Origin of the sequence: Solidesulfovibrio sp. C21, from assembly GCF_047785625.1 — a bacterium.
Classification (GTDB): Bacteria; Desulfobacterota; Desulfovibrionia; order Desulfovibrionales; family Desulfovibrionaceae; genus Solidesulfovibrio.
On sequence record NZ_JBLODY010000034.1, the window covers coordinates 15,736 to 38,727 of the forward strand.

Here is a 22,992-nt window from a genome sequence, read left to right on the forward strand (position 1 = left end):
CACGGAAAAAAGCCGAAAAACGGATTTGTTCTAAAAATCGCAATTGACGTCCGGGGAGGACGTATTTTGCGTCTCTTTTCTATGCGCGAGACATTTTTTGCAAAGGAGAGACAGCGCGCCGGAGACAACCGGGCCGCCTTGACATGGCTTTTCGGAAAAAGCATGGCACAAACCCGTCACAACCGGATTGGCGCCGTCATGGGGGGGCCGTCAGTCCGGAACGGCCAGGTTGTTTTTTTTGAGCAGGGCGTAGAAGTGGGACCGGGAAAGTCCGGAAACAGCGATCATGGCGGCCACGTCCCGACCGTTTTCGCGCAGTAACCCTTCCAGATAACGCCGTTCCATGGCCTCCTTGAAGTCCTTGAGCGACTGTCGGGAAGACGGGGCTGCGGCGGCGGACGGCGCGGCCGGTTCGGGAAGCGGGCGTTCCAGGGCCTGCCGGCCTTTTTCCAGGCTGGACTTCGTCACCTTGATGCGCAGGTCCCGGGGCAGGTGCATGCTGTAGAGCGTTTTTTCCCGGCCCGAGGCCAGAAAGGCCCGCTCCAGGACGTTTCGCAGCTCGCGCACGTTACCCGGCCAGTCGTAGGCCTCGAGCATGGCCAGGAATTCCGCGTCAAAGCCCTTGGGCGGCAGGGTGTATTCGGCGCAAAGTCCGTCCACGAAGGACAGGGTCAGGGGTTTTATGTCCTCCGGGCGTACGCGTAGCGGCGGCAGGGCGAGCCCGATGGTCTTCAGCCGAAAGTAGAGGTCGCGGCGAAACTGGCCGGCGTCGACCATGGCTTCCAGGTCGCGGTTGGTGGCGGCGATGAGGCGGAAATCGCTCTTGCTTTCGATGACCGCCCCCACGGCGCGAAAGGTCTTTTCATGAAGCACCCGCAAAAAGGTCTTTTGCAGGCTCATCGGCATCTCGCCCACCTCGTCCAGAAACAGCGTGCCGGCGTCGGCCAGCTGCACAAGTCCCACCCGGTCGGCGTCGGCCCCGGTGAAGGCCCCTTTCCTGTGGCCGAAAAGCGTGCTCTCGACGAGGGTTTCCGTCAGTGCCGCGCAGTCCACGGTGACGAAGGCCCCGTCCGTCCGGGCGCTGTTGGCGTGGATGAGCCGGGCGAAAAGCTCCTTGCCGGTGCCGGTCTCGCCGGTAATGAGCACGGCCGCGTTCGACCCGGCCGCGTGGGCCACCTGGTCGAGGCACGGCTGCATGCGGGGGCTTGCCGCGACGCATCCCGCCAAGGACAGCGACACGGGCGAGCGGTCGCTGCGCCGTTCCTCGCGGTAGCGCAGCGCGCGCTGCAATGTCAGCATGATCTGCTTTATGGGCGAGGGCTTGACCAGATAGTCCCAGACCCCTTCCTGGATGGCCAGTTCCGCCCCGTCCGGGTCGCCGATGCCGGTGAGGATGATGACCTCGGGGGCGTCGGGCAGGCGTTTGATCGCGGGCAGGGCGGCCAGCCCATTGCCGTCGGGCAGGCGCACGTCCAGGAACAGCACGTCGAAATTGTCGCTGGTGAGCAGGTCCATGCCCGCGGCCAAGGTGCCGGCGGATTCGCTGGTCAGGCGCATCTTGCGGGTGAGGCTGGCGATGGTGTCGCGGACTTCGGGGTCGTCGTCGATGATGCAGACGGATTTCATGCGGCTTTGGTTTGCGGCTTGGCATCGAGCACCTCGCGGATGGCCGCGGAGATGATCGCCTGGTTGTAGGGTTTGAGTACGATCTTTTTGATGTTGCCGGCCACTTCCCGCTGCTCGATGTCGCCCAGGCGGCCGGAAACGATGATCACAGGCAGGTCGGACCGGATGGCGGCGATTTTCCCGGCCAGTTCCAGGCCGTTTAGGTCCGGCATGTCGTAATCGGTAATGCACACGTCGAAGGCCTGCGGGTCAAGGGCGAGCTTGGCCAGGGCCGACGCCCCGCCGCCGTGGGCCGAGACCTCGTGGCCGAGTTGGGCCAGGACGCGGGGGATGGTGATGCGCTGGTCCTCGTCGTCCTCGACGAAAAGGATGCGGTCGCGGCCCTTGTTGGGGGGGGCGACGGGGGGCGGCGGGACGGCGTCGGCTTCGGCCGGCAGCGGCAGATAGACGTCGAAGCCCGTGCGCGTGCCGGGTTGGCTCACCACCCGCACCGCGCCGCGATGGCTTTTGACGATGCCGCGCACCACGGCCAGCCCGAGTCCCGTGCCTTCGCCCTTTTGTTTGGTGGTGAAAAAGGGGTCGAAAATCTTGTCCAGGATTTCCGGCTGGATGCCCGGGCCGGTATCCACGATGGAGAGCCTTGCGTAGCGGCCGGTCCGCACACCGACCTGTCCGGCCTGGGCCTCGTCGAGGTCGTCCTCGGCCAGGGACACGGTCAGCGTGCCGCCGGTCTGGCGCATGGCCTGGAAGGCGTTGGTGCACAGGTTCATGACGATCTGGTGCAGCTGGGTGGGGTCGGCCCGGCAGGTCACGGCCCGCTCCGGCACGTCGAGCACGATCTTGATGTTACGGGGCACGGAGGCCTTGATGAGTCCCGCCGCCTCGCTCACGACGTCGGCCACGTTGATGGCCGCGAATCCCGCCTGGGACGGCCGGGTGAAGGACAGGATCTGCTTGACCAGCCGGCTGCCGCGATGGCCGGCCTTGAGTACCCGGCGCATGTCGTCCCCGATGGGCTCGTCTTCGGGCAGGTCGAGCAGGGCCAGTTCGGCCGAGTTGATGATGGAGGTGAGGATGTTGTTGAAATCGTGGGCGATGCCGCCGGCCAGGGTGCCGATGGCCTCCATTTTCTGGGATTGGAGCAGTTGGCGCTCCAGGCTCACCTTCTGGGTCACGTCCTCGGACGTGGACAGCACGCCCACCACCGCTCCCCGATCGTCGTGGAGCGGCACCTTCTTGATTTCGAGCAACACGTCGGCCCCACGCACGTTGCGGGCGGCCAGCTCCCCGGCCACGGTGCGATTGTTGCGCATGACGTCGATGTCCGTGGCCCGCACGGCATCCATGTCCTCCCGGCTCAGGGGCAGGGCATAGTCGTCGCGGCCCTTGAGATCGTCCAGGTCGGCGAAGCCGAAAAATTCGATAAAGGCCCGGTTGGCCCCGATGTAGCGCAGGGCCTTGTCCTTCCAGGAAACGAGCTGGGGAATGTTGTCGAGGACAATGCGCAACATTTCCTGGGATTCCCGCAGAGCCCGCTCGGCCTCGTGGCGCTTGGTCACGTCCTCGACCACACCCTCGACATAAGCCAGGTAGCCTTCACGGTTGGCAATCAGGCGCAGGTTGACGTTGGCCGTGATGATGCCGGCGTCGGGCCGGGCGAACCATGTTTCGAAGGTGGCCGTGGCCTGCTCGTCGACGGCCGAACCGATGCGCTCCTCGAAGCGTTGGCGGCCGGAAAAAAGGACCTCGACCAGATTGCCCCGGCGTCTGGCCAGTTCGTCCAGGCTTTTTACGCCGAGCATGGCGAGCAGGGCCGGGTTGACGTCCACGGCCTGGCCATCCGGGGTCATGCGGAAGATGCCCAGGGCCGAGTTCTCGAAGATGCCCCGGTACTTTTCCTCGGCCAGCCGCAGCTTTTCCGAGGCTTTCTTCAGTTCCGACACGTCGTAGAGCACGCCGACCAGGCCGGCGATTTCGGTTTTGGCGCTGGCGTAGACCGCCCGGTGCAGGATGACCGAATGGGGCCGGCCCTCGGCGTCGAGGATCTCGGCTTCGCCCACGCACACCCCGGGCTCGCGCAGAAGGGACGCGTCGTCGCGGTCCAGGAAGCGGGAAAGGGGGGCGTCGGGCACCTCGGAGAAGGCGCGCGGCGTCGCCTCGGCCTCCCCGGACAGGCCGCACCAGTGGCGAAAGGCCGGGTTGCAACCCCGGTAGGCCCCGGCGGCATCCTTGAAATAGAGCGGAATGGGAATGGTGTTGACGAGCGTTTCCATGAAGGAAAGCTGGTCCTTGATCTTTTCCTCCACCGAGCGCCGCCGCAGGATGTTGGTCACGAGCAGGACCATGACGTAGCACAGGATGAGAAAGCTTATGATGATGGTCCAAAAGACGGCGATGTTGATGTGGTAGAAGGGGTAGGGCTCGTTAATAAGCGTGTAACCCGGCGGCAGCTTGTCCGTGGTGATGCCGAGCCGCAGCATCTCCTTGTAGTCGAAGACGTAGCTGTCTGCGGTCTTGGTGACGATGGGCAGGGAGGCGACGGGCGCGCCGTGGAGGAGTTTTTCCGCCATGTCCGCCACCAGCCGGCCTTCCTCGAAGCCGCTGTGCAGTCGGCCGCCGACAATGCCGTGGCCGAGCATGAACCGCCAGGCGCTGTAAATGGGCACGTCGGAATTGGCCCGGATGGCTGCCAGGACCTCGTTGACCGAATAGACGTCCTTTTGCGTATCCTTATAAAAGGGGATGAGGAAGATCATGGCGTCGCCGGGCAGGTTGCGCACGGTGTCGAGGATTTGCGGCAGGGTCAGGTTGTCCTGGAACTCGAAGCGCAGCCGGCCGGCGAAATTCGGCTCCACGGCCTTGATCTGGTTGCCGATGGCGACGCCCGTGACGGAAGTGTCGCCGAAAATAATGAGCCGGCGGCGGTCGGGATGAAAGCGCAGGGCCAATTCCAGGGTTTCGCGGATGTCGGGCTCTTCGAGAATGCCCGTGAAATTGGGATGGCCGGTGAGCCAGTCGGGATGAAAATCGTTGACGCCGCAAAAAACGACCGGCGTGCCGGGGAAAAGCTCGTTTTGGTATTGCCGCAGGAAGTTGAAGGCGAAGTTGTCCGAGGCCAGGATGACCTCGAAATGGGTATTGCGGTATTTGAGCTTGTAAAAGTCGTGGAGCATGTTGCGCAGCACGGGATCGGTGTACTTTTTCGAATCCATGTACTCGATTTGCAGATCCACGTTGTAGGCGGAATGCGCAAGTCCGGCCCGGATGCCGGAGAGTATCTCGTCGGACCACTGGTAGCCGTTCTGGTAGGAATTGAAATAGAGGATGTTCTTGCGGATTTTTTCGGCCGCGACCGAGCCCGGCCAGAGGAAGGCCGCAAGGAGCAGGCAGAAAATAAGCCGTCGGGCCATGGGTGCTCGCGGGATGGGGGGCGTTGGCGCAGGCTGGACCATGCGTCCTGATACTCTTGCCTTGGCCGCCCGGGAAGTCAAGGGAGCGGGCTTCGCATCGGTCTTGGAGCGGGACACGAGCCTCGCATTTTTGTCACATTTTTTTGTATTTTTAATGTTAACTTTTTCGGTGTGTTGACAAAAGCATGGCAATTTCGGGCTGGTACGGGCTTGTACGGGCTTCCGATATAGGATAAATTCGGTTTTATTAATCTTATATCGGAGCCCGGTCGAGCGACCGGCGACACAGGAGGTATGTCATGACGTTGCTCGCATGGAATGACCGCCTTTCAGTGAATATCGCGGAAATCGATTCGCAACACAAAAAACTGGTGGACATGGTCAATGAGCTCCATGACGCCATGAAGGCGGGGAAAGCCGAAACCGTGATGGTGCACATCGTCAAGGAAATGAAGCAATACGCGGCGTCGCACTTCGGCTTGGAGGAGCGGTACATGCAATCGAACAATTATCCGGATTACAAGCCGCATAAAACAGAGCATGACAAATTCGTGGCCAAGGTCGCCCAGGTGGAGCATGATTGCCAGACGGGAAAGTGCGCCATGTCCATGGACATTCTCAATTTTCTGTCCAACTGGCTGGTGAACCACATCAAGGGGACGGACAAGAAGTATGCGCCGTTTTTGAACAACTGCGGCATACACTGAGGCACCGATGCATCTGCCATCACCTGCAACCTTCTATGCGCCCCTTGCCCTGGGCCTTGCCGTGGCGGCAGGGGGCGCTTTGTGTTGGGATGCGCGGTGGCGGCCAGGGGCGATTATCCTTCTGGGGCTATGCGCCATGGTCCAATTGGCAGCCCTTTTCGCCGCGCGCCGGGAAAAAAGGAACTTGGTAAACGACCTCAGCTCGCTGCTCCCACGGGGGCTGGAAACGGATGGGATGGACGACCCCGTCCACCTGATCGAGGCGCTGCGCAGCCACATGCTGGCCGTCGGCGAGGAGCTGGGCAGGATTCTCGACCTGCTCGCCCATCTGCCCTTTCCCTGCATGACAGTCATCTGTTCGGGGGAAGTGAGCTGGCAAAACGATTCCATGGAACGCTTCCTTCAGGGACTGGGGCTGACCGGCGCGGCCGATCCGGTGGCGGCCTTTTGCGCCAGGACCAACGCCGGGAGCTGGGAAAACCTTCGCAACGGCGAGTGGACCGGGGAGGGCCTGCGTCTGGACGGTCCCCAGGGGGAACGCCTGTTGCAGGCCGATGTGGTCCCGTTGGAAAAGGACGGCGGCTGTTATCTCTGCGTCTTTCAGGACGTGACGAAACGGCAGCGCGAGGCCGAGCGCTTGAAAACCCGACATACCGCCCTAAGCGACGCCAATGCCCGGGTCGGCGCGCAGGCCGCCGCCTTGGAGGCGCTGGCCCGGGATATCGGGAAATCCCTGGAGGGGCTGGTCGCGACGATGGACATGTCCAAGGAACAGTCCGGCCAGGTGGCCCAGACCATCCAGGAAATGACCGACAACGTGCGCGTGATGGCCACCCAGGCGGCGGAAACGGCCCAGGCCGCGACAACGGCCGGCGACCGCGCCCGCGAAGGTCTCGAGACGGCCGATCGGACCGCGGCGGTTTCCCGCACGTTGGTCACCTCGTATGACCAGCTGCAAAAGATCCTGTCCCAGCTCGTGCGACAGGTCGAAAGCATCAGCACCGTGGCCGGCCTTATCTCGGATGTCGCCGACCAGACCAATCTGCTGGCCTTAAACGCCGCCATCGAGGCGGCCCGGGCCGGGGAGGCCGGGCGCGGTTTCGCGGTCGTGGCCGATGAAGTCAGAAAGTTGGCCGAGAAAACACTGACCGCCACCCGGGAAGTGCATGCGACCATTCAGGCCATCGACTCTTGTTCCAAGCAGGCGGTCGCCTCCATGGCCTCGACCCGCCGGGAACTGGACTCGTCATTCGATCTGGTCCAATCGGTGGAAAGCAAGTTCAAGGCCATTGCCGGGGCCATGGTGACCGCGTCGCGGGCCATCAAGGACATTGCCCAGCGGGCCGAAAAACACTGCGCCACCGGTTTTGAACTCAATATGTGCGCCATCAACGTCACGGACAACACGGAGGACATGTGCGAACAGGTCCATGGCGCCAGTCGGGAGCTGAACCGGCTCGTCGGCGAGGCCGGCAAGGCGCGCCTGCTCGCGGCGGCCTCCGGGCCGACGGAGCCTGCCGCCCTGGCCGAGGCGAAATGACGGCGCCGACCGGCGGCCTTTGGAGCTTGCCGGCCGGGATTATAGAGGAAAGGGCCGTGGCGGATGCCCGGGAGCTGCCGCGGCCCTTTCTTCGGCCTGAGGCAGACCAGCAATGACCGATAACAGTTCCTGGGCTCCGGCCGCTTCAATGCCGCCGGGTTGATCGAAATCCTGGAACCGGCTATCCTGGGTGACTCTACGGAAGCGTTTCGTCACCGGTGTGGCGCCTGGACTTCAAATCCAGTGGGACGTCGCGAGGCGTCCGGTAGGTTCGACTCCTATACGCTTCCGCCATCATTGAATAATTTCCGATTCGTCGGTGCTTCCCAGCCCCTCCATTTCCCTCCATATTGATTTTTTGCTCCAATTTTACGCCACTTGCTCCACTGCGCGCTACGGATACATTTGAAAAAAGCACGGAGCCCTCTCTCGCCTCCCCCCGTCACAACTGTTTTGCCATCGGCCCTTTTCCGGGCCGATTTGCCGCTCCCGCCGCTTGGGACCGTGGCCGGAAAACACCCGTAAATCTTGCCGCCGCGCGTTCGTGAAGCCCGGATGGTCGGAGGCACGCGTCCCCGCCCGGGAGGCTTGCGACCATTTGTTATCCATTTGGATCATTCTCTTGACTTAACCAAATGGATGAATATAAATACGGCATTGGTATCGGGCGGAAATCACAGGAAGGAGGGCAGCCATGATCCAGGAACCCGAGAGCAGGGCGGTGGCGGCACGCGGCGATGCAACCCGTAAGCGCCTTATTGCGGCCGGCCTGCAGCTTTTCGCCACACTGGGCTATCACGCCGTGTCCACCCGCGACATCGCCCGGATGGCGCAAGTCAACCATGCCGCCATCGGCTTCCATTTTAAGGGGAAGCAGGGCCTCTACGGGGCCGTTATCAGCGTCATGGTGGAGAAGCTCCAGGAAATCTGCGTGCCGCTTGTCGCCACCATTGACCGCAATGTTGCAAGCTGTGCCGGAGACAGGCTTCGCCTGCGGGCGCTCGTCCGGGAGGCCGTGGGACAATTTTTGACGGCCTCCATCCGCACGGAGCGCTCACGTTGGCTGGGAGTCCTGCTGCAACGGGAATATGTGGACCCGACCCCCGCCTTTGACACGATTTACAAAGAAGTCGTGGAGCCGGTGCTTGGCGCCATCGAACGACTCGTCCAGGCGGCTTCCGGCCTGGACGTGACGCAACAGCGCAATCGTATCCGGGTCTATTGCATCATTTTGCAACTGACCAACCTCGGACAGGACCGGGCCATCCTACAGCGTCGCTTCGGTTCCGAACTTTATGAACCGGCGTTGTCCGCGTCCCTGGTGGATGTCGTGACCGACGGCGTATGCGGTATTCTTGGAATTTGAATCTGCGGAGGCTATTGCTGTGCGTGCTACGCGATCCACTTTTGTTGTCTTGGCCGTGTTTTTAGTGGTCCTGGCCACGGGTATTGGTGCCGGATTTTTGCTGGTGCCGCCATCCCCGCGCTTTATCCAGGGGGAGATTGAGGCCACGCAGATTGATATTTCCCCCAAAATTACCGCCCGGATCACCTCTATTTTGGTCGCAGACGGCGCCACGGTGAAAAAAGGCCAGCCGTTGGTGACGCTGGAGAGCCCCGAGACGACCGCCAGATTGCATCAGGCGGAGGCGGCCCGGCAGGCGGCCCTGGCCGTCAAGAAGAAAACCGATGTGGGCAGCCGGGAGGAGGAGATCCGGGCGGCCGGCGATCGGCTGGCCGAAGCGAAGGCCCAGACCATCGTCCTTGAAAAAACCTATCGGCGCATCAAAACCCTGGAGGAGCGCGGAGCCGTTTCGACCCAGCAGCTCGATGAGGCCGAGGCCAACTGGAAGATGGCCCTGGAAAAGGAACGGGCGGCCAAGGCCGCTTACGACATGGCCGTTACCGGCAACCGGATCGAGGACCGGGAAAACTCCGCCGCGCTGGCGGTGCAGGCAGCCCGGGCCGTGGATGAGGCGCGTTCCCAGACCGATGAGTTGCTGCTGTCTTCTCCCATCCACGGCGAGGTCAAAGAAGCCGTGGCCAAGCGAGGGGAACTCGTCTCACCGGGCTATCCGGTCATGACCATCATCGATCTGTCCGATGTCTGGGTCACGGTCAATTTGCGGGAAGACCGCCTGGCGGCCGTACGCATGGGGCAGGAAATCCTCGGCAAGGTGCCGGCCCTGGGCGGCGCGCCGATGTTGTTTGTGGTCAATTACATCTCCCCGCTCGGGGAGTTCGCGACCTGGCGGGCCACCAGCGACAGTGGTGATTTCGATCTCAAAACCTTCGAGGTCCGGGCCGTGCCGAAGCATCCGATTGCGGGGCTGCGGCCGGGCATGAGCGTGATCTTCTCTGTGGGGAGGGCCTCGTGAAGCTGCGCAGGGAGCCGCGGCCGCCGGTCCATCCGCGGGGATTCGCCTTCACCGTGCGCCGCGAACTCAAGCGGATCCTGTCGCGCCGCTTCCACATGGTCTTTCTGATCCTGTTGCCATGTCTCGGCTTCGCGGCGATGTTGCTGATCTTCCACCGGGAGTTGGTGCGTGGGCTGCCAGTGGCCGTGTGCGACATGGACGGCACCGCCACCTCCCGGTTGGTGATCCGGGAAATGGGGGCCGCGCCGAGCATGCGGATCGTGCAGCAGGTGGACTCCCCGCAGGAAGGCATGCGGCTCATGCGCCGAGGGGAAATCTATGCGTATCTGTTTATCCCCAAAAACTTCGAATCCGACGCCAAGCGGGGGCACAGGGCCGCAGCCGTGGCCTATTACAACTCGCAATGGGTGCTGCCCGGCAACATGATCAACAAGGACCTGAGCAATATTTCGTCCGCGCTTTCTACCGCCTTCGAGGCCAAGCTGCGCCGTCACGCAGGGGAGCCCCGGGCGGCCGTCGTGGCCCTGGCCCACCCCGTGGCCATCGACGGGCATGCGCTTTTCAATCCCTATCTGGATTACCGCTATTTTCTGACTACGGCCCTGCTGCCGTCCATCCTGCAGATCTGCATCCTGTTGGCCACGATCCACACCTTCGGCATGGAGCTCAAAAACGGCACCGCTGACATTTTTTTGGCCGGGGCCAAGGACAACGTCGTCGTGGCCGTGGCTGGCAAGTTGCTGCCTTTTTCGGTTTTTTATGCCTTGTTCGGTCTGGGGATGGTGAGCTTCCTTTTCCGCTATCTGGGCATGCCCTTGCGTGGTGGTTTCGGTACGGTTTGCCTGGCGACGGTCCTGTTCGTGTTGGCCTATCAGGCGGTTGGGCTGCTTTTCATCGCGGTACTGGGCAATTTTCGGCTCGCCATCAGCCTCGCGGCCGTGTATGCCGCCCCGGCCTTCGCCTTTACCGGCATTACCTTCCCGATACTGGGTATGCCGCTTTTCGCAAAAATCTGGGGTGGATTGTTGCCGCTGACCTGGTATTTGAAATTTTTGGTGCGCTACGGTTTCCACGGGGCGTCGCTCGCCATGGCGATGCCGGATCTCGCCGCCATGCTGGTGTTTCTCCTCGTCTGCCCGGCCATTGCCGTGCCCATCCTGGCCCACCGGTTGGGCACTCCTTCGCAATGGGGGGAATTATGAGCGTATTTTTCAGAGCGTGCCGCGACGAGTTGAAAGGCATCCTCACCAACCGCGGGGCCAGGCTCATTTTGGTCGGCGCGGCGGTGGTGTATTCGCTGTTTTACCCGACACCGTACCTCAACGAGGTGCCGCGCGAGGTGCCGCTGGTCGTGGTGGATAAGGACGGTTCCGATACGAGCCGCAAGCTCGTCCGACTGGTGGACGCCGGCGAGGGTGCCGCCGTGGTTGCGCATATGTCGACCGAGGCCGCAGCCAGACGCGCCCTGCTCGTGGGCAAGGTCGGGGCCGTTCTTACCATCCCCTACGATTTCGAAAAAAAACTGCGGCGCGGTGACCAGATCACCCTCGGCCTGTATGCCGATGCCAGCTATTTCCTCATCTACCGCCAGACATTCCTGAGCGTGAAGCAGGCCGTGGCCGCCTTATCGGCAGCCGCCAAGGAAACTCGTTTCCGAGCGGCCGGCATCCCCCGGGAGCAGGCCGGCATTCGGCAAAACCCGGCCACGCTGGAGCTGCGGCCGCTTTTCAACCCTTGGGTCGGGTACGCCCACTATACCGTGCCGCCTGTTCTTTTGTTGGTGCTCGAACAGACGTTGCTCATGGGCGTGGGGTTTCTGGGCGTCGCCAACCGGCCGCGCCATCCCACGGGAGAACCGGCAGGCCGCCTGTTTTCACGCATGCTCGGAAAGACGCTGGCCTATCTCGCGGTCTACATGGTCCATGCCGTCTATTATTTTTTCCTTGTTCCCCGGATCTATTCCCTCTCCCAGCGGGGGAACCCCATGGACATGCTGCTTTTTGTCCTGCCGTTTTTCCTGGCCACCATCTTTCTCGGTCTGGCCCTGGTGCCGGTCTACCAGTACCGCGAAATGCCGGTAGAACTGCTGTTGCCGCTTTCACTCCCCTTTCTTTTTCTGTCCGGTTTTGCCTGGCCGTCGGAATGCATGCCGCTGCCCGTCCGCTGGCTGGCCCAGTTCGTACCCACGACGCCGGCCATCGCCGGTTTTTTACGCATCAGCAAGATGGGGGCGACGCTGGCGGACGTTATGCGCGAGTGGAGCACTCTGTGGCTGCTGACAGGCGCTTACGGGTGTTGTGCCTGGCTTTCCTTTACCAGGGAGGCGACCGCGCGTCGGTAGGGCCGTGAAGAGGGCGGCACGCAGGTTTTCGTTTATCCTTCGGGAAAATGAGGGCCGTCCTTCCTGCTGATTTTTTTTGTATCGGTGTGCCATAGTGGGCCGGATGGCATAGATCATCGGAGCCTTGAGGCGCACGGCCACCAATCCAGCGTGTTTGAAAGGCGTTGGCGATAGGAGATATTGCTTGCGGCTAATTTTAAGGTTAGGCCCTGACCGAATCCATTCACGCCCACAAGGAGATATTCCACAGTGGACATCCCACGGATATTCACCATCACTGAAAGTGCCCACCGCATCCACAACCCGATTACACCCGAAAAGCTCGCCACTCTCGGCGCGGCGCTGCGTCTGGAATCGGGGGCCCGGGTGCTCGACCTCGGCAGCGGTTCGGGGGAGATGCTGTGCACATGGGCACGCGATTACGGCATCATCGGCACCGGCATCGACATGAGCCGGTTGTTCACCGAGCAAGCGAAACGCCGTGCCGGAGAACTCGGCGTCGCCGATGCCGTCACGTTCATCCACGGCGATGCCGCCGGCTATGTCTCTGAGGAGAAGGCCGGTGTGGCCGCCTGTGTCGGCGCCACTTGGATCGGCGGGGGAGTCGGCGGCACCATCGAACTTCTGGCGCGGAGCCTGTGCACCGGAGGGATCATCCTTGTTGGTGAACCCTTTTGGCGGCGGTTGCCGCCGACGGAAGATGTCGCCAAGGGGTGTCTTGCGGGCGCAATCTCCGACTTTCTCCTGCTTCCGGAACTTCTCGCGTCTTTCGGCCATCTTGGCTACGACGTCGTTGAAATGGTTCTGGCTGACCAAGACGGCTGGGACAGATACGAGGCGGCCAAATGGCTCACCATGCGCCGATGGCTTGAAGCCAATCCCGACGACGCGTTGGTGAAAGAGGTACGCGCCAAGCTGACCTCGGAACCCGGGCGCTACGCCACTTACACACGGGAATACCTGGGCTGGGGTGTGTTCGCGCTGATGCAGCGCTGATGCGTTGGCGCAGGTTCGCCTCCTCTACGCTTGCGCCATTCCTGCTTTTTTCTTCTTCATCTTTCACGTGTTCCCAAGGGGATACGCTGCTTGTCCCTCCCCCGGGTCCACCGATGGGCACAGCCCTCAGCATTCTCCCTTCGCGCGACGTTCACTGGCCAGATGCCACCATCCCCGCAAGGAAACAGCCTTGCGCGCCCGCGCACTGCGGGTTCCGACCGGCGTGCCATGCCGATCTGAGAGGGGGGAACGCGGAATGTGCGCCTTTGCCGATTCTGTTTCTGGGCAAAACCATTTTTACCTGATAAGGGAAAAAAACGTCCCTCCGCCTGAACGCTTAACAGCACGGTACACCATGTCCTTTGCCAAAACCGTCCGCAAGGCCCTTGTCATCGGCATCGACGGCCTTGATCCGAACCTGTGCCGCGCCCTGGCCGGGCAGGGGAAGCTGCCCCATCTGGCCCGTCTGGCCGCAGCTGGGACCTTCGCCGACCTGGCGACCGTCAACCCGGCCCAAAGCCCGGTGGCCTGGACCTGCCTGGCCACGGGAACCAATCCCGGCACCCATGGCGTCTACGATTTCATCGTGCGCGACCCGGCCACCTATCTGCCGCGCCTGTCCCTGACCAGGCCGGGACCGGGCGGAACGCCGGCTCCGGCCTACGACACCCCGACCTTTTTCGACGTCGCGGCCGGGGCCGGATTGCCGGTCACGGCCGTGCGCTGGCCCGTGACCTATCCGCCGGCTTTTGCCGGGGCGAAGGTGCTCTCCGGGCTTGGCGCGCCCGACGTCAAGGGACGGCTCGGCAACTACGTCCACTACGTGGAGGTCCTTCCCGCCGGCGGCGGGGCCGGACGCGGCCGGGTGGAACAGGTGTGCTTTGCCGACGGCCGGGCACGCATCGCCATCGAGGGACCGGTGGCGATCGTGGCCGGCAAACGGAGCCCGGTCCGCACGGAGATGGAGCTTACCCGGCACGACGGCAGACTCCATTACGCCGTTGGCGGGCAGCACGGGGAACTTGCCCCCGGAGAGTGGTCGCCCTATCTGACGCTTTCTTTTCCCATGGCCGACGGCCGGCTCGTGACTGGGGTGACGCGGCTTTTCTGCGGTCGCCTTGAACCCTTGGAGCTCTACTGCGGGCCGGTGCAGGTCGACCCCCGCGCGCCGAACCTGCCCGTGGCCGCGCCCGAGGGCTATGCGGCCGAATTGGCGGCGGCCCTCGGCGGCCCGTATTCCACCCTGGGCATGCCCGAGGAGACCAAGGGGCTCACCGACGGCGTGGTGACCGACGAGGCCTTTCTGGCCTTTTGCGACGACGTGACGGCCGAGCGAGAGGCCATGCTGGAGCACGAGCTCGGTCGCTTCACCGAGGGCCTGCTGTCCGTCGTCTTCGATACTTCGGACCGCATCCAGCACTGTTTCTGGCGCTACCACGATCCGTCCCATCCGCTTTACGATCCTGCGGCGGCGGCCCGGCTCGGGCCGGTCATCGAAACCCACCTGGCCCGTATGGACGCCATGGTCGGCCGGGTGGTGGAAGCCGCCGGCGACGACACGGCCCTTTTCGTCTGCTCGGACCACGGCTTTTGCTCCTACGCCCGGTCCTTCGATGCCAATGCCTGGCTGGCCCAGGCCGGCTACCTGAAGCTCAAACCGCATGATCCGGCCGAGAGCGGCGAACTTTTCAAGTACGTGGACTGGTCGGGCACCCGGGCCTACGCCCTGGGCTTCGGTTCCATCTATTGCAACCTGGCCGGTCGGGAGCGAAGCGGCGTCGTGGCTCCGGGGAAGCCCGCCCGGGAGTTGACCGACGAGATTGCGGCGCGTCTCACGCGGCTTGATGACGCCGGCCGGCCGGCCGTGGCCGCCGTGCACCGCAAGGAGGCGATCTACAGCGGCGCAAAGTCCGCTGCGGCCCCGGATCTGGTGGTCGGACTGCGACCGCCGTACCGCATGGCCTGGACCGCGGCCATCGGCGGCGCCTCGGCGGAAGTCTTCGCGGACAACAGGCAGAAGTGGTCCGGGGACCATTGCGTGGACGCCTCGTTCGTTCCGGGCGCGCTTTTCTCCAACCTGCCCCTGCCGGGCGCGGCCGGCGGCGCGGTCTCCCAGACGCGTCTTGCGGCCACGGTCTGCCGCGTCCTCGGGCTTGCGCCGGCGGACGGCATGGAGCCCGATTTGGTGGGTGGGGGAGAGCGCCCTTGACGGCCGGGCGTACCGGACTTATTAATTTCCAAAATTAATTATTAGAAAGGCACAACAATGGCTGAAGATCTCAATGCCTGCGCCCGCGAGCTTTTGGAAGTCATGCCACTGGTGATGCAGGAGCTGCGGCAGACCATGCGCAGCCACAGCGCGCCGGATCTGCGCGTGCCGGAACTGCGCAGCCTGGCCTTTTTGCGGCACAGCCCCGGGGCCAATCTTACCGATCTGGCCGAATATATCGGCGTTTCCCTGCCGTCCATGTCCAAACTCGTGGACGCCCTGACCTACCGCGGCCTTGTCGAGCGCAAGCCCGATCCCTCGGATCGGCGGCGGGTACGCCTGAGCCTGACCGAGGAGGGGACAAGCGTACTGTCCAAGGCCCGCGAGGCGGTCAAGGCCAAGTTCGCCACGCGGCTTGCGCGCTTGAACGCCGCAGACCTCGCCCTGGTGACCACGGGCATGGGGTTTTTGCGGGAACTCTTTACCACTGCGAGCGCCGCGCCGGGTACGGGCGGAATCAAGCAGCCCGAGCCCGAAACCGCCGAAGCCATCCAGGCCTGACGCGCGTCCGCCCGGTCGCGAAGCGCCAACCAGCCCGCCTGGGTATCGCCCGGGCAGTGGCTGCGTTGCGCCCCTACCGGGCCGGACTGTTCGTCCGGGTACAGGCTGGCGGCCGGCGTCGGCCCCTTCGAAAAATAGGAATCGTTCTTCATGGAACACGTCGTCAACGGGAAGAACGGTGGGGGGCTGCGCCTGCGTTCGCGGCAGTCCCTGGACCGTTTGGCCCGGTCGTTTCGCCATCGCAATTTCCGGCTTTTTTTCGCCGGGCAATTCATCTCCCTTGTCGGCACCTGGATGCAGTCCGTGGCCGTTTCCTGGCTGGTCTACCGGCTCACTGGGTCGAGCCTGGCCCTGGGCCTGGTCGGATTCGTGGGCTGTCTGCCCGTGTTCGTGCTCGGGCTGTGGGGCGGCTATCTGGCCGACCGCGGCAACAAGCGTTCCCTGCTGGTCGTTACCCAGACGGCGGCCATGTTCCAGGCACTGGCCCTGGCGGCGATCACCCTGACCAATACGGCCACCGTGTGGCTGGTCGGCGCGCTGGCCATGGTCCTTGGCACCATAAACGCCGTGGATATGCCGACGCGGCAGGCCTTCGTGGTGGATATGGTGGGCAAGGAGGACCTGCACAATGCCATTGCGCTCAATTCCTCCATGTTCAACAGCGCCCGGGTGCTTGGTCCGGCCGTGGCCGGAATACTGGTGGCGACAGTGGGGGAGGGCTGGTGCTTTTTCATCAACGGCATAAGCTACATTGCCGTTATTGCCGGGCTGCTCATGATGCGCCTGCCGCCGTCCCCGCCGCGCCCGAAAACGGTCTCCATGGCGGACTATATGCGCGCGGGTATCCGCTATGCCGTCAATGACCGGCCCATGCGGGCCATTCTGACCGGGCTTTGCCTGACAAGCCTTTTCGGCGCGTCCTACATGGTGCTCATGCCGATTTTCGTGGACACGATCCTGGCCCATGGTGCTTCGGGACTCGGGTTTCTCATGGCCGCAACGGGGTTCGGCAGCGTGATCGCGGCGCTTACCCTGGCCGTGCGCAAGGAGAGCGCCGGGCTCGACCGGGTGCGGGTGTTCGCCGGCCTCGGCTTCGGCGTGGCCCTGGTCGCCTTTGCCCTGTCCCGGTCGTTTGGGTTGTCCATGGCGCTGGCCTCGGTGCTCGGCTTTTGCCTGATTCTCTTTTTCGCCGCCGCCAATACCCTGCTCCAGCTGCGCAGTCCCGACGCCATGCGGGGCCGGGTCATGGCGCTTTATTCCATCACCCTCGTCGGCATGGCCCCCTTTGGCTCGCTTTTCGCCGGGACCATGGCCAGCCTGATCGGTGCACCGGCCACGGTGCTCCTTTCCGGCGTCATCTGTGCCGTCGGCATCGGTTGGTTGGCCCTCAGGCAGCCTGGAGCCGATCCCGCCACGGACGACACCCCCCGGACTTCCTAAGGGTGCGCGGAGAGCGGTTATTGCGGAACTGCCGCGACGAACGATCCCGAAGCAACGCCATGGTCGCATCCCAAATGGAGAACGTTGGCCGGAAGCGGGGAAAGGGCAGGCAACAAGAAAGCCCCACAGGGATGGGGCTCAGATCATAAGATGCTGGCGTCGTTGTCGCGCCGGGGGCTTGCCGCCGCCCCGCTCTTTTTCGGCTGGCGGTCGGACCCATAAAAAAAGCGCGAGTTGCCTCGCGCTTTCAAGGGAAGCCGGACACCCGGCAACAACCGTTACCGCTGCTTCCTTTCGGACCTGACGGGGTTGGCGGCGTAACCGCCGCCCGGCTTCCCCAAAATTCGTGGCGGAGAGGGAGGGATTTGAACCCTCGGTACCCGTTAAGGTACATACGATTTCCAATCGTACTCCTTCGGCCGCTCGGACACCTCTCCGCAAGAGCAAAGTTGTATAGCCGTCCCTCCTGATTCTGGCAAGCAAAAAAAGCGGGTTAGGCCAATTTTTTCCCGGTCAGCACCGCGTAAGCCGTCAGGTATTTCTCCCGGGTCCTGGCCACCACGTCCTCAGGCAGGCGCGGCGCGGGCGGCTTCTTGTCAAAGCCGATCGAGGTCAGCCAGTCGCGCAGATACTGCTTGTCGTAGCTCGGCTGGGAGTTGCCCGGCTTGTAGCCCTCCGCCGGCCAGAACCGCGAGGAATCCGGGGTCAGCACCTCGTCGATGAGGATGAGCCCGTCGTCGGTCTGCCCGAACTCGAACTTGGTGTCCGCGATGATGATGCCGCATCCCCGGGCGTAGTCCCGGGCCTTGGCGTACATGGCGAGGCTCAGTTCCTCCACCTTGGCGCACAGCTCGACGCCGATCATGTCCTTGGCCTTGGCGAGCGTAATGTTCTCGTCGTGGGCACCGAGGTCGGCCTTGGTCGAGGGCGTGAAAAGCGGCTCGGGCAGCATGTCCGATTCGACCAGCCCGGCCGGGAGCGCATGGCCGCAGACCTTGCCCGTGGCTTGGTAGTCCTTGAGCCCCGAGCCGGTGATGAACCCGCGCACGATGCACTCGATGGGCAGCGGCTTGGCCTTCTTGGCTACCACTGACCGGCCGGCGAGCTGCTCGGCGTAGGGCGCGCAGGCGGCCGGAAAATCCGCCACTTCCGTGGCCAGCAGATGGTTGGGGACCATGTCCTTGAACATGTCCATCCAAAAGAGTGTGATCTGGTTGAGGATGACGCCCTTTTGCGGGATGGGGTCGGGCATGATCACGTCATAGGCCGAGATGCGGTCCGTGGTGACGATTAAAAGGCTCTCCGGGGAGAGGTCGTAAATATCGCGGACTTTGCCCCGCGAGCGCAGGGTCAGGGCCGGCATAGCGGTCTGGGCGACGGCGTCCATGGCAGGTTCCTTATTTGTCGTTGAAGCGGCATTCCACGCTGCGGGCGTGGGCTTCCAGATTTTCCAGCCGGGCCAGCCGGGCGATCTTCGCGCCATGGGCGGCGATATAGCCCGGAGCGGCGGCGATCAGGCTCGTTTTTTTGGTGAAGGTGGCCACCGACAGGGCCGAGGAGAACCGCGCCGTGCCCATGGTCGGCAGCACGTGGTTGGGGCCGGCGAAATAATCGCCCACCGGCTCGGGGCAGTGGTTGCCCATGAAAACCGCGCCGGCATGGCGCACCTGGCCGACGAGCGCCCAGGGATCGGCCACGCACAGCTCGAAGTGCTCCGGGGCAATAGCGTTTATGAGCTCCATGCCGACGGAAAGGTCCGGCACGACGGCCAGCGCCCCGTAGTGGGCCAGGGAAGCGGCGGCGATGTCGTTTCGCGGCAGATCGGCCAGCCGCCTGACCAGGGCCTCGCAGGTGGCGTCAAGGAGCTTTTCGTCCGGGGAGACGCATACGGCCGCGGCCATGGGGTCGTGTTCGGCCTGGGACAGCATGTCCGCGGCCAGCCAGTCGGGATTGGCCGAGGTATCGGCCAGGATGGCGATTTCGCTCGGGCCGGCGATCATGTCGATGCCGATCGTGCCGATCAGCATCCGTTTGGCCGTGGTCACGTAGATGTTGCCCGGCCCGGCCACCACGTCCACCGGGGCGATGGAGGCCGTGCCGTAGGCCAGGGCGGCAATGGCCCAGGCGCTGCCGACACGATAGATTTCGTCGAGGCCGAGGACCTTGGCGGCGGTCAGGATATAGGGATTGAGCGATCCGTCCTGGCGCGGGGGCGAGACGATGACGATGCGCGGCACGCCGGCGACCTGGGCCGGGATGGCGTTCATAAGCAGGCTGGAAATAAGCGGGGTCTCGCCGCCGCGTCCGCCGGGCACGTAACAGCCGGCCGCGTCCACCGGGGTGACGATCTGGCCGAGCATGGTGCCGTCGGCCGAGGGCATCCACCAGGAGCGCTCTTTTTGGGCGGCGTGGAAGGTGCGGATATTGTCCGCCGCCTCCTCGATGATGGCGCGGTCGGAAGCCGGCACGGCCGCAACGCCGGCGGCGATGTCGGCTGCGGAGACGCGCAGGCAGGCGGCGTCGAAGGTTTTGCAGTCAAAGCGGCTGGTCAGTTCGATCAAGGCTTCGTCGCCGCGCATGGCCACATCGCCCAGGATGTGGCGGACCTTGTCCTCCGCGTCCGAGGCGGCCGCCGTGCGTCCGGCGAGCATGTGCCGCAGCGCCCCGAAGTTGTCGGGGCCGGAAATGGTAAATCGTGGGCAGGGCATAAGATATCCTTAGAGATAAGGCATTGCAGAGACGTGCGCCAACCCCGATAGTGGGGTCGCGCCAAACCCTCTGGCATGTAAGCGCATACCCGGCAAATGTCGAGAAGACATGGAGGAGGGGAGTCTTTCGGGGGCCAGGGGGAATTTTTAGAAAAGTTTCCCCCTGGCATCGTTTTAGCGACGCACTAGCCGAAGAGCTTCTTCTTGCCTTCGATCAGCTCCGTCACCACGCTCGGATCGGCCAGGGTCGAGGTATCGCCCAGGCTCTCCACCTCATTGGAGGCGATCTTGCGCAGAATGCGCCGCATGATCTTGCCGCTTCGGGTCTTGGGCAGTCCCGGCGCGAACTGGATCACCTCCGGCGCGGCGATGGGCCCGATCTCCTTGCGCACATGGAGCTTGAGCGCCTTGAGCAGCTCTTCGTTCTCCTCGTAGCCGGCTTTGAGCGTCACGTAGGCGTAGATGCTTTGTCCCTTGACCTCGTGTGGCATGCCGACCACGGCCGCCTCGGCCACGGTCGGATGGGACACCAGGGCCGATTCGATCTCGGCCGTGCCCATGCGGTGGCCGGAGACGTTAATGACGTCGTCCACCCGGCCCATGATCCAGAAATAGCCGTCCGTGTCGCGTCGCGCCCCGTCTCCGGATTCGTAGCTCCCCTTGAACCCGGCGAAATACTGCTGCTTGAAGCGTTCCGGCGCGTTCCAGATGCCGCGCAGCATGCCCGGCCAGGGTTTGCGAATGACCAGGAACCCACCCTGGTTGGGGCCGACTTCCTTGTTGTCGGTGTCCACGATGATGGGGTCGATGCCGGGCAGGGGCAGGGAGGCAGATCCCGGTTTGAGCATCGTGGCGTAGGGCAGGGGAGAGATCATGAGCCCGCCGGTCTCGGTCTGCCACCAGGTGTCGACGATGGGCAGTTTCCCGTGGCCGATGTGCTCGTGGTACCACATCCAGGCCTCGGGGTTGATGGGCTCGCCCACCGAACCGAGGATGCGCAGCGACGACAGGTCGTGCTTCTGGGTCCAGGCCGGGCCGGAACGCATCAGCGACCGGATGACTGTCGGCGCGGTGTAAAAAATGTTGACTTTGAACTTCTCGCAGATCTGCCAGAAGCGGTCCGGGGCCGGGTAGGTGGGCACGCTCTCGAACATGAGCGAGGTGGCCCCGAGCGCCAGCGGCCCGTAGACGATGTAGGAATGTCCAGTGATCCAGCCGATATCGGCCGTGCACCAGTGGATGTCGTCGTCGTGCAGATCGAAGACGAGCTGGCTCGTGTGGGCGGCATAGGTCAGGTAGCCGCCGGTGGTGTGGTAGACGCCCTTGGGCTTGCCCGTGGAACCGGAGGTGTAAAGAATGAACAACACGTCCTCGGCGTCCATGGGCTCGGGCTCGCAGCAGCCCTGGACATCGTGGTCGCTCATGACGTCGTGCCACCACAGGTCGCGGCCGGGGAACATCTCGACCTCGTTGCCGGCGTGGCGCACCACCACGACCTTCTCGATGCTGGCGCATTCCTTGACGGCTTCGTCGGCGTTGGGCTTAAGCGGTATGGTCTTGCCGGAGCGGATGACGGCATCGCTGACCACCAACACCTTGGCCTCGCAGTCGTTGATGCGGTCGCGCAGGCTGTGGGACGAAAATCCGGCAAAGATGATGCTGTGCGGCGCGCCGATGCGGGCGCAGGCCAGCATGGCAATAGCCAGTTCCGGAATCATGGGCAGATAGAGGCTTACCCGGTCGCCTTTTTTCACGCCCATTTTTCGCAGCACGTTGGCGAACCGGCAGACATCGTCGTGGAGCATCTGGTAGGTGTAGGTGCGCACATCCCTGTCGTCCTCACCCTGCCAGATCAGCGCCGCTTTGTTGCGCCGGCCGTCGGTCAAATGCCTGTCCAGGCAGTTGTAGGTGGCGTTGAGCTTGCCCCCGGCGAACCATTTGATCTCCGGCTTGTCGAAATCGTATTCCAGGACCGTGTCCCAGGGCTTGAACCAGGTGAGCAGCTCGGTGGCGCGTTCGCCCCAATAGCCGTCCGGGTCTTCGATGGAACGCTTGTAGATGGCGTTGTATTCTTCGATGCTTTTGATGTGGGCGCGCTCGCGGCCTTCTTTCGGCGGCTCGTAGCGGCGTTGTTCGTGCATGAGGCTTTCGATGTTGTCTGCGATCATGTTTTCCCCCCGGGTTGGGTGATGTGGTCGAATCGAAGGCGAGCTTGCCGAAAAGCAGCCGGCCCGGCCAGAATTTTTCGATGAAAGGCGGCTTGCAACCAATAAACCGATCGGCCCCTGGCGCAAAGGCCGTTTATCGAGAATTCCGCGCCGTTCGTCGAAAGAGGGCTGGATTTTGGACGGTGCCGCATCCTGAAGGCCGACCTGATGTGCTGCGCGGGATTGCCAAAGGCCCCACTCGAAAAAAAGCAGGCCTGGCAATCGCGCCCTGGCACAAGCCATTTTCAGTTATTCCTCTATTACACAAGCTGGTTACCCCTGTGAAGCCCACGAAGACAAAATCCCTGCCAGGCCGCGTTCTCAAGAGATGGCCGCCGTGTCAACAAGACAAGGGAATTATGGCACGGTAGATGCAAATATTGTTTCGACCCACCTTTGCTTCTGGAGGGCCTATCATGCAGCCGAAGACCTGTGGCGAATGCGCGCAGTGGATGTGCACCTTGCCGGCACGGCGCAAAGACGACGCGCCCATGGAGCGGGTGTGCGCCAGGGGGGGGCGCTGCGTCTGCCGCACCATGCTGGCCGATCCGGCCTGCTTTGAGCCCCTTGCCGGGACCCCCTCCCGACCCGCCGGAAACGAAACGGCCACCTGCGGCGACTGCGAGGAATGGCGACGCTCCCCGCAGGGACGCAGACGGGAGGACTGCGAAGCATACCGGCTTTGCTCCAAAGGCGGCAGGCTCGTTTGCCGCACCATGCGCGCCGATCCCTTCTGCTTCGTTCACCGGGTGGTATGTGTCAGGTGAAAGCCGATGGGGGGCAGTGCCTCGCAGCCGTTCCCGTCGGAAAAAAACAGCCTTTGGGGCTTCTCCCTTGCAATCTGCCCGTTGTGTCGCAAACATCTTGGA

The 22,992-nt window shown here is 63.4% G+C and carries 16 protein-coding genes, 2 tRNA genes and 1 other RNA gene; 12 read left to right on the forward strand and 7 right to left on the reverse strand.

The genetic code is table 11. The annotated features are described in order from the left end of the window. Positions 1-210 precede the first annotated feature (210 nt). Positions 211-1,626, reverse strand: a complete 1,416-nt coding sequence (locus tag ACMZ6R_RS11605; protein WP_416111557.1) for a sigma-54-dependent transcriptional regulator — start codon at positions 1,624-1,626, stop codon at positions 211-213. Beyond that, complete coding sequence (locus tag ACMZ6R_RS11610; protein WP_416111559.1) at positions 1,623-5,036, reverse strand: PAS domain S-box protein; 3,414 nt, start codon at positions 5,034-5,036, stop codon at positions 1,623-1,625. The genes ACMZ6R_RS11605 and ACMZ6R_RS11610 overlap by 4 nt, the downstream gene beginning before the upstream one ends. Positions 5,037-5,335: 299 nt before the next feature. Between ACMZ6R_RS11610 and ACMZ6R_RS11615 the strand changes: the two genes are divergently transcribed. The 11 genes from ACMZ6R_RS11615 (at position 5,336) to ACMZ6R_RS11665 (ending at position 17,208) form a co-directional block, all read left to right on the forward strand. Continuing rightward, positions 5,336-5,743: a bacteriohemerythrin gene (locus ACMZ6R_RS11615; RefSeq protein WP_416111561.1), complete on the forward strand. Its 408-nt coding sequence runs from the start codon at positions 5,336-5,338 to the stop codon at positions 5,741-5,743. Between the two features lie 235 nt (positions 5,744-5,978). After that, complete coding sequence (locus ACMZ6R_RS11620) at positions 5,979-7,283, forward strand: methyl-accepting chemotaxis protein (RefSeq protein ID WP_416111563.1); 1,305 nt, start codon at positions 5,979-5,981, stop codon at positions 7,281-7,283. A gap of 200 nt (positions 7,284-7,483) precedes the next feature. After that, a tRNA-Sec gene (locus tag ACMZ6R_RS11625) sits at positions 7,484-7,577 on the forward strand. 400 nt (positions 7,578-7,977) lie between these two features. After that, positions 7,978-8,649 (forward strand): CerR family C-terminal domain-containing protein, encoded by a 672-nt coding sequence (locus tag ACMZ6R_RS11630; protein ID WP_416111565.1) that lies wholly within the window; start codon positions 7,978-7,980, stop codon positions 8,647-8,649. A 19-nt stretch (positions 8,650-8,668) separates the two neighbouring features. Beyond that, positions 8,669-9,661 carry an HlyD family secretion protein gene (locus ACMZ6R_RS11635; RefSeq protein ID WP_416111567.1) on the forward strand — a complete coding sequence of 331 codons (993 nt, stop codon included), beginning with the start codon at positions 8,669-8,671 and terminating at the stop codon, positions 9,659-9,661. Next, the gene (locus ACMZ6R_RS11640) at positions 9,658-10,863 is read left to right on the forward strand and encodes an ABC transporter permease (RefSeq protein ID WP_416111569.1); all 1,206 of its coding nucleotides are present in this window, start codon (positions 9,658-9,660) and stop codon (positions 10,861-10,863) included. The genes ACMZ6R_RS11635 and ACMZ6R_RS11640 overlap by 4 nt, the downstream gene beginning before the upstream one ends. Further along, positions 10,860-12,002: an ABC transporter permease gene (locus tag ACMZ6R_RS11645; protein ID WP_416111571.1), complete on the forward strand. Its 1,143-nt coding sequence runs from the start codon at positions 10,860-10,862 to the stop codon at positions 12,000-12,002. Before ACMZ6R_RS11640 ends, ACMZ6R_RS11645 begins: the two co-directional genes overlap by 4 nt. Before the next feature lie 249 nt (positions 12,003-12,251). Continuing rightward, positions 12,252-12,998, forward strand: a complete 747-nt coding sequence (locus ACMZ6R_RS11650; RefSeq protein ID WP_416111573.1) for an SAM-dependent methyltransferase — start codon at positions 12,252-12,254, stop codon at positions 12,996-12,998. Between the two features lie 355 nt (positions 12,999-13,353). Next, the gene (locus tag ACMZ6R_RS11655; protein WP_416111575.1) at positions 13,354-15,207 is read left to right on the forward strand and encodes an alkaline phosphatase family protein; all 1,854 of its coding nucleotides are present in this window, start codon (positions 13,354-13,356) and stop codon (positions 15,205-15,207) included. A gap of 57 nt (positions 15,208-15,264) precedes the next feature. Next, positions 15,265-15,768, forward strand: coding sequence for a MarR family winged helix-turn-helix transcriptional regulator (locus ACMZ6R_RS11660; protein ID WP_416111577.1), 504 nt, complete (start codon positions 15,265-15,267; stop codon positions 15,766-15,768). Between the two features lie 150 nt (positions 15,769-15,918). After that, complete coding sequence (locus ACMZ6R_RS11665) at positions 15,919-17,208, forward strand: MFS transporter (RefSeq protein WP_416111579.1); 1,290 nt, start codon at positions 15,919-15,921, stop codon at positions 17,206-17,208. A gap of 245 nt (positions 17,209-17,453) precedes the next feature. On the opposite strand, the gene ffs is transcribed toward ACMZ6R_RS11665, so the two are convergent. The 5 genes from ffs to acs all read right to left on the reverse strand — a co-directional run bounded on the left by ffs (position 17,454) and on the right by acs (position 22,084). Beyond that, positions 17,454-17,549, reverse strand: an RNA gene (gene ffs, locus ACMZ6R_RS11670) — signal recognition particle sRNA small type. 6 nt (positions 17,550-17,555) lie between these two features. Then, a tRNA-Ser gene (locus tag ACMZ6R_RS11675) sits at positions 17,556-17,645 on the reverse strand. 56 nt (positions 17,646-17,701) lie between these two features. Continuing rightward, positions 17,702-18,595 carry a phosphoribosylaminoimidazolesuccinocarboxamide synthase gene (locus ACMZ6R_RS11680; protein WP_416111581.1) on the reverse strand — a complete coding sequence of 298 codons (894 nt, stop codon included), beginning with the start codon at positions 18,593-18,595 and terminating at the stop codon, positions 17,702-17,704. A 10-nt stretch (positions 18,596-18,605) separates the two neighbouring features. Beyond that, positions 18,606-19,916 carry a histidinol dehydrogenase gene (hisD, locus tag ACMZ6R_RS11685; RefSeq protein WP_416111583.1) on the reverse strand — a complete coding sequence of 437 codons (1,311 nt, stop codon included), beginning with the start codon at positions 19,914-19,916 and terminating at the stop codon, positions 18,606-18,608. A 185-nt stretch (positions 19,917-20,101) separates the two neighbouring features. Further along, positions 20,102-22,084 carry an acetate--CoA ligase gene (gene acs / locus ACMZ6R_RS11690; protein WP_416111585.1) on the reverse strand — a complete coding sequence of 661 codons (1,983 nt, stop codon included), beginning with the start codon at positions 22,082-22,084 and terminating at the stop codon, positions 20,102-20,104. 455 nt (positions 22,085-22,539) lie between these two features. Here acs and ACMZ6R_RS11695 point away from each other — a divergent pair, with 455 nt between their 5' ends. Next, positions 22,540-22,890, forward strand: coding sequence for a hypothetical protein (locus ACMZ6R_RS11695; protein WP_416111587.1), 351 nt, complete (start codon positions 22,540-22,542; stop codon positions 22,888-22,890). The last annotated feature ends 102 nt before the right edge of the window (positions 22,891-22,992 follow it).

What these genes read in the sequence shown, in the direction of transcription:
- ACMZ6R_RS11620 (WP_416111563.1), top strand. Translation starts at nt 5,979, where the DNA reads ATGGACGACCCCGTCCACCTGATCGAGGCGCTGCGCAGCCACATGCTG.
- ACMZ6R_RS11615 (WP_416111561.1), top strand. Translation starts at nt 5,336, where the DNA reads ATGACGTTGCTCGCATGGAATGACCGCCTTTCAGTGAATATCGCGGAA.
- ACMZ6R_RS11645 (WP_416111571.1), top strand. Translation starts at nt 10,860, where the DNA reads ATGAGCGTATTTTTCAGAGCGTGCCGCGACGAGTTGAAAGGCATCCTC.
- ACMZ6R_RS11660 (WP_416111577.1), top strand. Translation starts at nt 15,265, where the DNA reads ATGGCTGAAGATCTCAATGCCTGCGCCCGCGAGCTTTTGGAAGTCATG.
- hisD (WP_416111583.1), bottom strand. Translation starts at nt 19,916, where the DNA reads ATGCCCTGCCCACGATTTACCATTTCCGGCCCCGACAACTTCGGGGCG.
- ACMZ6R_RS11695 (WP_416111587.1), top strand. Translation starts at nt 22,540, where the DNA reads ATGCAGCCGAAGACCTGTGGCGAATGCGCGCAGTGGATGTGCACCTTG.
- ACMZ6R_RS11665 (WP_416111579.1), top strand. Translation starts at nt 15,919, where the DNA reads ATGGAACACGTCGTCAACGGGAAGAACGGTGGGGGGCTGCGCCTGCGT.
- ACMZ6R_RS11680 (WP_416111581.1), bottom strand. Translation starts at nt 18,595, where the DNA reads ATGGACGCCGTCGCCCAGACCGCTATGCCGGCCCTGACCCTGCGCTCG.
- ACMZ6R_RS11605 (WP_416111557.1), bottom strand. Translation starts at nt 1,626, where the DNA reads ATGAAATCCGTCTGCATCATCGACGACGACCCCGAAGTCCGCGACACC.
- ACMZ6R_RS11655 (WP_416111575.1), top strand. Translation starts at nt 13,354, where the DNA reads ATGTCCTTTGCCAAAACCGTCCGCAAGGCCCTTGTCATCGGCATCGAC.
- acs (WP_416111585.1), bottom strand. Translation starts at nt 22,084, where the DNA reads ATGATCGCAGACAACATCGAAAGCCTCATGCACGAACAACGCCGCTAC.
- ACMZ6R_RS11630 (WP_416111565.1), top strand. Translation starts at nt 7,978, where the DNA reads ATGATCCAGGAACCCGAGAGCAGGGCGGTGGCGGCACGCGGCGATGCA.
- ACMZ6R_RS11610 (WP_416111559.1), bottom strand. Translation starts at nt 5,036, where the DNA reads ATGGCCCGACGGCTTATTTTCTGCCTGCTCCTTGCGGCCTTCCTCTGG.